The organism is Pseudonocardia bannensis, from assembly GCF_012911875.1.
Taxonomy (GTDB): domain Bacteria; phylum Actinomycetota; class Actinomycetes; order Mycobacteriales; family Pseudonocardiaceae; genus Pseudonocardia; species Pseudonocardia bannensis.
In genome coordinates this window covers 1-7,265 of record NZ_JAAXKZ010000190.1, presented here as the reverse complement: position 1 = coordinate 7,265, position 7,265 = coordinate 1, and the positions used below count along the sequence as shown (strand labels likewise).

9 protein-coding genes, 1 tRNA gene and 1 pseudogene are annotated in these 7,265 nt (G+C 74.2%); 4 read left to right on the top strand and 7 right to left on the bottom strand.

Features of this window, described 5'->3' with window-relative positions; translation table 11 throughout:
* Positions 1-9: 9 nt before the first annotated feature.
* From HF519_RS28680 to HF519_RS28660, 6 genes and pseudogenes are all read right to left on the bottom strand, one after another.
* On the bottom strand, positions 10-1,380 hold the full coding sequence (locus tag HF519_RS28680) for a competence/damage-inducible protein A (protein WP_169416105.1): 1,371 nt from the start codon (positions 1,378-1,380) through the stop codon (positions 10-12).
* Positions 1,381-1,451: 71 nt separating this feature from the next.
* A complete protein-coding gene (locus HF519_RS32620; protein WP_312860414.1) occupies positions 1,452-1,781 on the bottom strand; it encodes a hypothetical protein in 330 nt (109 codons plus the stop codon).
* Positions 1,782-1,835, bottom strand: a pseudogene (locus HF519_RS33130) (hypothetical protein); the annotation flags it as partial.
* Positions 1,836-1,992: 157 nt separating this feature from the next.
* Complete coding sequence (locus tag HF519_RS32040) at positions 1,993-2,133, bottom strand: hypothetical protein (RefSeq protein WP_169416104.1); 141 nt, start codon at positions 2,131-2,133, stop codon at positions 1,993-1,995.
* Between the two features lie 176 nt (positions 2,134-2,309).
* Positions 2,310-2,750: an acyl-CoA thioesterase gene (locus tag HF519_RS28665; RefSeq protein ID WP_169416103.1), complete on the bottom strand. Its 441-nt coding sequence runs from the start codon at positions 2,748-2,750 to the stop codon at positions 2,310-2,312.
* A gap of 59 nt (positions 2,751-2,809) precedes the next feature.
* Complete coding sequence (locus tag HF519_RS28660) at positions 2,810-3,091, bottom strand: DUF2795 domain-containing protein (protein ID WP_169416102.1); 282 nt, start codon at positions 3,089-3,091, stop codon at positions 2,810-2,812.
* 180 nt (positions 3,092-3,271) lie between these two features.
* On the opposite strand from HF519_RS28660, the gene HF519_RS28655 reads away from it, so the two are divergent.
* The 4 genes from HF519_RS28655 to HF519_RS28640 all read left to right on the top strand — a co-directional run bounded on the left by HF519_RS28655 (position 3,272) and on the right by HF519_RS28640 (position 5,840).
* Positions 3,272-3,658, top strand: coding sequence for an STAS domain-containing protein (locus HF519_RS28655; RefSeq protein ID WP_169416101.1), 387 nt, complete (start codon positions 3,272-3,274; stop codon positions 3,656-3,658).
* A gap of 25 nt (positions 3,659-3,683) precedes the next feature.
* Positions 3,684-3,779, top strand: a tRNA-Sec gene (locus tag HF519_RS28650).
* Positions 3,780-3,864: 85 nt separating this feature from the next.
* Positions 3,865-4,386, top strand: coding sequence for a CvpA family protein (locus HF519_RS28645; RefSeq protein WP_169416100.1), 522 nt, complete (start codon positions 3,865-3,867; stop codon positions 4,384-4,386).
* A gap of 116 nt (positions 4,387-4,502) precedes the next feature.
* Positions 4,503-5,840, top strand: a complete 1,338-nt coding sequence (locus tag HF519_RS28640; RefSeq protein ID WP_169416099.1) for an amidase — start codon at positions 4,503-4,505, stop codon at positions 5,838-5,840.
* Here HF519_RS28640 and cds1 read toward each other — a convergent pair.
* Positions 5,837-6,892 carry an L-cysteine desulfhydrase Cds1 gene (gene cds1 / locus HF519_RS28635; RefSeq protein WP_312860413.1) on the bottom strand — a complete coding sequence of 352 codons (1,056 nt, stop codon included), beginning with the start codon at positions 6,890-6,892 and terminating at the stop codon, positions 5,837-5,839. The two genes, HF519_RS28640 and cds1, sit on opposite strands and share 4 nt — an antisense overlap.
* Positions 6,893-7,265 lie beyond the last annotated feature (373 nt).

The following is a 7,265-nucleotide window of genomic DNA, read 5'->3' as shown; positions in this document are numbered from 1 at the left end:
GGCCGGGGGTTACGGGGATGGTGGCCGGGCACCCGCGGCGCGCAGGATCAGGTGCATCGCGAGGTCCACCGAGCGCTCCCGGATGTCCGACCGGCTGCCCGGCAGGACCGGATCACGGCTGATCACCTGGCCGTCGGCGGTGGTCACGCAGAAGCACACGTAGCCGACCGGCTTGGTCTCGCTGCCGCCGTCGGGACCGGCCACCCCGGTGATGCCGACGCCGATGTCGGCGCCGAACCGGGCCCGGGCCCCGTCCGCCAGGGCCCGTGCCACCTGCGGTGACACCGCCCCGTGCCGGTCGATCAGCTCCGCGGGCACGTCCAGCATCTCGACCTTGGCCTCGTTCGAGTAGGCCACCACCCCACCGGCGACGTAGGAGGAGGATCCGGGCCGGTCGACGAGCCGGCCGGCCAGCAGCCCGCCGGTGCAGGATTCCCCCGTCGCCACGGTCAGGCCACCATCCAGCAGCGCGCGGGCGACCAGTTCGTCGGTGCTCGTCCCGTCCGCGCTGACCAGGTGCTTGGCGTGCCGGGAGACGAGTTCACCGGCGAGCTTCTCCGCGAGGTCCTCCGCACCCGGCCGGGGCCGCAGGTCGACCTCGAGTTCCGAGTGGCGCAGGCAGGTGGTGACCTCGACGGCCGAGAGGTCCAGCTGGGACTCCAGCTCGCGCAGGGTCGCGGCGATCTCGGACTCGGGCAACCCGAAGTAGCGCAGTGAGCGGGCCTGGGCCCGCGGCACCCGGGCCAGCAGCGCGGCGACGGGCTCGGCGGCCAGCGCGGCCGGCCACATGCCCTCCAGCTCCCGCGGCGGTCCGGGCAGCACGACCACCAGCGGGCCGCCGGGCCGGGAGACGACCAGGCCGGGCGCGGTACCGACCGGGTCGAGGGCGACGGCACCGCGGGGCACCATCGCCTGCTTGCGGTTGGCCGCCTCCAGGGCGGGGCCGCCGAAGCCGGTCCGGGCCGCCCACCTGGCCAGGATCCCCGCGATGTGCGCCTGCATGTCCTCGTCGAGCACCAGGTCGACACCGGCGAACGCGGCGACGACCTCCCCGGTGAGGTCGTCCGCGGTCGGGCCCAGCCCGCCGCTGGTGACGATCAGCTCGGCCCCCGCATCGGCGACGAAGCGCAGCGCGTCGGCGAGGTCCTCCGGCCGGTCACCGACGATCAGCAGGTGCGCGACCTCGAAGCCCAGCTCGCCGAGACGCTCGGCCAGCCACGGACCGTTCCGGTCGGGGATCGCCCCGGTCAGCAGCTCGCTACCGGTGACCACGATGCCGGCCCGCGGCCGTCGGCCGGTGGGGCTCGCGGCGTCGATCACGCCGTCGATGCCGCGGTCGATGCCGCGGTCGGTCTCGCTACCCGTCCCACCCTTGCCCATGGCGACGACGGTAACCGTTCGGGAGGCGGGCTGCGCCGCCGTGATCGGAATGCGGACACCCGCCGCGGTCCTCAGCCCCCGGCGGCGTCGAGAGCGGCGACCGCCGAGGCGTGCCCGATGCGCACCGCCTCGCCGACCGGTCCCGGATCGATGCACAGCGCGCCCATCCCCGTGGAGCGCCACGGTTCGATGGCCAGTAGCTGCGCCGCGCCCCGGTCGGGATGCGCGGCGTCGGTGACCACGCGCAGATCGGCGCCGTAGCGGCGGGTCCCTTGCCCGGCCCGGTGCAGCCGGCGGAACAGGTCGAGCACCCCGGCCGCGCCCTCCGAGTCCAGCGCCCCGGTCGGCTCGTCGGCCAGCAGCAGGGTCGGCCGGTTGGCCAGCGCCCGGGCGATCGCCACACGCTGGCGCTGCCCGCCGGACAGCGCCCCCGGCGCCTCACCGGGCTTGTCCAGCAGGCCCAGGGTGTCGAGTAGGTCGCGGGCGCGGGCCTCGCTGAGCTCCTCGGTCCGAATGCCGGCCAGCGACCCAGCGACACGGTGCCCTCGTCGGGCCGGTCGAGCCCGGCCAGCAGGTGCAGCAGTGTCGACTTGCCGCAGCCCGAGGGTCCCATCAGCCCGACGAACTCGCCGCGGTGCACGGTGAGTAGGAGTGCTCGGCGTGGTCCTCGAAGTCGGCGTTGAAGCGGCAGCTCCAGCGCGGGTCGAGCACGAACAGCAGCCAGGCGAAGTGGTGGTAGCCGACCGCGAGCACCCGCGGCACCGTGATCGCCCCGCCGCGACCGTGCTGCCCGGCCGGCCCCGGGTGCGCTTCCGCGGGCCCTGCGGTGGGGCAGCACCACCCGGCGCTGGGTCATCTGCGCGATCGGGCTCGTCCCCGCCGTTCGCGGCCGCACCGACCACACGATCGACTGATCCGCGTGTCCGGGGTCATCCCCGGCCGATGCCCAGCAGCCCCGGGTCGGTCGCGACCTCGGCGAACCGCGCGCCGGGGTCGGCCACGAGCCGTCGCGCGGTCGTGTCGAGCAGCCCCATCCGGCAGCTGATCTCCGCGGCGACCCTGCCGTCCGGCTCGTCGACCCGGCGCAGCACGTGTTCGATGCCGAACGTCTTGCCCTCGCCGAACTCGACCCGCGAGCTGATCTCCACCTGCTCGCCGAGCAGCAGCTCGCTCAGGAACCGGACGTGGGTCTCCAGCAGCACCACACCCCAGCCGCGCCGGCCCAGCTCGACGGGCGAGCAGCCCGCGGCGCGCATGTGCTCCATCCGCGCGTGCTCGCCGTACTGGTGGTACACGGCGTGGTTGACGTGGCCGTTGGCGTCCACCTCGTAGCTGCGGACACCGACACGGACCGCGAACTGATCTCCCATGGCGGCAGGATGGCAGCCGCCACGGACGGCAGGTGAAGCGGCTGAGTCGGCGCGGTGTCTCAGCTGGTCGGGCGGGTGCGGGCCGCGGCCTGGACCCCCGGTTGGGTGCGGTACCCCGGGCGGGCCCGCGTCGGTGGGGTGAGCAGGCCGAGCACCATGAGCACGGCGGTGAGGTCGGGGTAGGTCGCCACCGGCAGGGACCACAGTTCGGCCCGGGTGCAGGCGTCGGCGCCGTAGTGCTCGGCGTGGGCGATCAGCTGCCACTTGGCGGCCGGGAACTCGGCTGCGGCGAGCACCTGGCCGATCCGCCTGGCATCGGCTTCGGGCGATCTGCGGTACACGTCGTCCTCCTCGGGCACACCTACGGCCGATACGGCCGCTGTGCCCGCCATCACATCGGGCTAAACGCGTGCAGTGGGGCTTTGTTGTGTGCCGACGACGGGGGGCCGTAGGGTTGGGTCGCGGTTGAGACCACAGTCCGCCCCATGAGTTCACGAGAGGTGTCGAGGAGCAGAGTGCGCATGAGCGGCGAATCACCCGCCGAGATCGGCGAGACGGCCGCCGGTGAGGTGGTCCGGTTCGAGGTGGTCGAGCACGGGCCCGGTGCCGTGGTCGTCCACGTTCGAGGCGAGATCGACACGATGACCGCGCCGGTGCTGCGCAACGAACTCGACGAGCACCTGCCGAGCGTGCCGTTGGTGGTTCTCGACCTCTCCGCGGTGACCTTCCTCGGCTCGGCGGGGCTGGCCGTTCTGGTCGCGGCCAAGGACGACGCGGAGCAGCGCGGCCACCTCCTGCGACTGGTCTGCGGCTCCCGGATCGTCACCCGCGCGCTGGAGGCCACGGGCCTGCTCGCGCTGTTCGACGTGGCCGCCGGCGTGCCGGAGGCCCTGCGTCCGGCGGGCTGATCGCCCCTGCCCTAGGCTCCGGCCTGGAGGCGTCAGGGTGCCTGGTGGCCCTCGCGGTCTTCAAAACCGACGTGGTCGAGCATCTCGGCCAGGCGGGTTCGATTCCCGTCCGCCTCCGCCAAGCCTCCCCCCGGTCTCCGGCGTTCAGGTCCCTCTCAGCAAGCAGGGGCAAACTCGGTGACCGGAGCCCATCGAGGGAGGCCACCGTGCCGTTCGACCTGACCATGCTCGATCTCCTGTTCATCGCCGTCGTCGTGCTGGCCGCGGTCGGCGGGTTCCGCCGCTCCGGCGGGGCCGAGCGAACCGGCCGGTTGGCCGGTCTGCTGCTCGGCATCGCGATCGCGCTGCCCCTGGCCGCGCTGTTCGCACCCGCCGGGTCCGGGCCGCTCGCCCAGGGCCTGCTGCGCCTCGCGGGCCTCGCGCTCGGGCTGCTGGCCGGGCTGTGGGCCGGGGGCGCCGTCGGGCGGCTCATCTCTCGCGGCCTCGTCCGCAGCCGGCTGCGCGTGGTGGACCGGACCCTCGGCGCCGTCGCCGCAGCCGGGACGGCGGTGCTGGTCGTGTGGGCCCTCGCCACCGCGATCCCGCTGGTGGTCGGCGCCGAAGCGCTGGCTCCGGTGACCGCGGCCCTGCAGCCCCTCGGCGGCCACAGCGAGGTACTGCGCGCCGTGGACGCCAGGTTGCCGCTGCCGAACCGGGCGCTGAACGAAGCGGTGGGCACCGCAGCCTGATCCTTCCGCAGCGGATCCGGCGCCGCCCGGTTCCGATCCGGTATGCCCCGTTCGGTCACCCCCTGTACCCGGCGGGTCGCCGTCCGTCGGACCGGGACGGATGCAAAGGTGTGCCGATGGCCAGCAAGGTTTCCGCCGACCCGGGCAGGTTGACCGGGCTGAGCGCCGTCGAGCTCGCCGGACGCGTGCGCGACGGGCGCATCAGCGCGGTCGAGATCGCACGAGCGCACCTGGCCCGGATCGCCGAGCGGGATCGGGTCATCGGTGCGTTCCAGGCCGTCGACCCGCCACGGGTGCTCGCCGAGGCGGCGGGGGTCGACGCCCGGCCGGACCGCTTCGCGCTGCCGCTGGCGGGCGTCCCGGTGGCCATCAAGGACAACGTCGACGTGTCCGGCTTCCCCACCCGGCACGGCTCGGCCGCGACATCGGACGTGCCGGCCCGCCGCGACGACGAGCTCGTCAGGCGACTCCGCGGGGCGGGCGCGGTCGTGATCGGCAAGACGCGGATGCCCGAGCTCGCGATCTGGGGTTTCACCGACTCGGCCCTCGGAACGACCCGCAACCCGCTCGACGAGGGACTGGACCCCGGGGGGTCCAGCGGCGGCAGCGCCGCCGCGGTCGCGGACGGGATGGCAGCGCTCGCGCTGGGGACCGACGGCGGCGGCTCCATCCGGATGCCGGCGGCCTACTGCGGTCTGGTCGGGTTGAAGCCGGGTGCGGGGACCGTGCCGTTGCCCGGCGGCGCCGACGAGCACTGGTGCGGGCTGAGCGTCGCCGGGCCGATCGCCCGGACGGCCGCGGACGCCGCGATCATGTTCGAGGTGCTGTCGGGGCGCGCCCCCGCCGAACCGTCACCGCCGGCCCGGATCGCGATGTCGCTGCGCAGCCCGTCCCCGATCGCCCGGCTGCAACCGGTCTACCGCGACGCCGTGCGTAAGGCCGCGCGTCTGCTGGCCGAGCGGGGGGTGCGGATGGTCGCCGACGATCCCCCCTACCCCCTCGCGCTGATCTCCCGCTGGACCCGTCGCTGGCACGCCGGCGTCGCCCTCGACGTCGCCGAACTCGGCCTGGACCGCCGCGGCGTCGAACGGCGGACGGCGGTCATCGCGCGCAAGGGCCGCCGGGTGCTGCGCTTCGGCGGTCCCCGGCCCGGTGTCGCCGACGCCTGGCGGCAGCGGGTGGTGTCGTGGATGGACGAGGGCGGCCACGACCTGCTGCTGCTCCCCGCCGTGGCCGGCCCGCCGGTCGCCGCCGGTGCACTGGCGGGGCGTGGTTACCTGTCGACGCTGCTCGTCTCAGCGTCGCGGATCCCCTACACCCAGGCATGGAACCTTGCCGGGCTGCCGGCGATCGTGGTCCCGGTGCGCTGGGGTGCGGCGCGCGTGCCGGTGCAGCTGGTCGGCCGTCCGGACAGCGAGGCGCTGCTGCTGGCCACCGCGGCCGCCCTCGGTTAGGCGGGGGGCGCCCACTCGCCCGTGGCGAGGAAGCGCTCGAGTGTGGCGGTGTAGGGGGCGAGGTCCAGGCCCTGCGCCGCGACCCAGCCGTCGTCGTAGTAGCTGTGCCGGTAGCGCTCGCCGCCGTCACAGATCAGCGTGACGACGCTGCCCCGGACGCCCTCGGACCGCATCCGCGCGACGAGCTGCCACACGCCCCACAGGTTCGTCCCCGTGGAGCCGCCCGCCCACCGCCCGGTCACCGCGTGGAGGTGCCGGGCCGCGGCGACGCTGGCCGCGTCGGGCACGGGGATCATCAGGTCGATCACACCCGGCATGAAGCTGGGTTCCATCCGCGGCCGGCCGATCCCCTCGATCCGCGACGCCACCCCGGTGGTGTAGTCCGTCGCACCGGTGGCCCAGGCGGGGAAGAACGCCGAGCCCTCCGGGTCGACGACCGCGAGCCGGGTGCGCAGGCGCCGGTAGCGCATATAGCGGCCGATGGTCGCGGAGGTGCCGCCGGTCCCGGCGCCGACGACGATCCACTCCGGGACCGGATGCTGCTCGAGAGCGAGCTGGTCGACGATCGACTCGGCGATGTTGTTGTTGCCCCGCCAGTCGGTGGCCCGCTCTGCGTGGGTGAATTGGTCGAGGTAGTGCCCACCACACTCGTGGGCCAGCCGCTCGGCCTCGGCGTACATGTCCGGAGCACGGTCGACGAAGTGACAGCGCCCCCCGTAGCGCTCGATCAGCGCGATCTTCTCCGGGCTGGTGGCCCGTGGCATGACCGCCACGAACGGGATTCCGATCAACCGGGCGAAATAGGCCTCCGACACCGCGGTGGACCCGGAGCTCGCCTCGACGAGCGTGGTCTTCTCGGTGATCCAGCCGTTGGCCAGTCCGTAGAGGAACAACGACCGGGCCAGCCGGTGCTTGAGGCTGCCGGTGGGATGTACCGACTCGTCCTTGAGATACACCTCGACCCCCCACTCCGGCGGCAGCGGGAGGACGTGCAGGTGGGTGTCGGCCGAGCGGTTCGCATCGGCCTCGACGAGCCGGATGGCCTCGTGCACCCAGTCGCGGGTACGGGTCGACGGGTGGTGGGCGGGGTGGTGGGATGGCTCGCTGATGCCACAGACCCTAGTCCGGGGCCGTCGTGCCCGTTCACGGTCCACGCCCCTGGCCCACGACCGACGGGACCAAGGTCCCTAGACGGCCGGGTCGTCCGGGAGGACTGTCCGGATCGCGCGATTCCCGCCGGGCGTACGGGCGCTCCGATCCGGCGGACGGCGACCTCCGGAGGGAATCATGCGGATGCCGGCCCGAGGCAAGGGTGCGGCACCGGACGCCCCGGCGGATCCCGTCGCCGGGCCGGCAGGCATCGCCTCGACCGCCCGGGGCCACGCGCAGCTGGCCGGCTGGTCGGGCCTGCTCTTCGCGGTACTG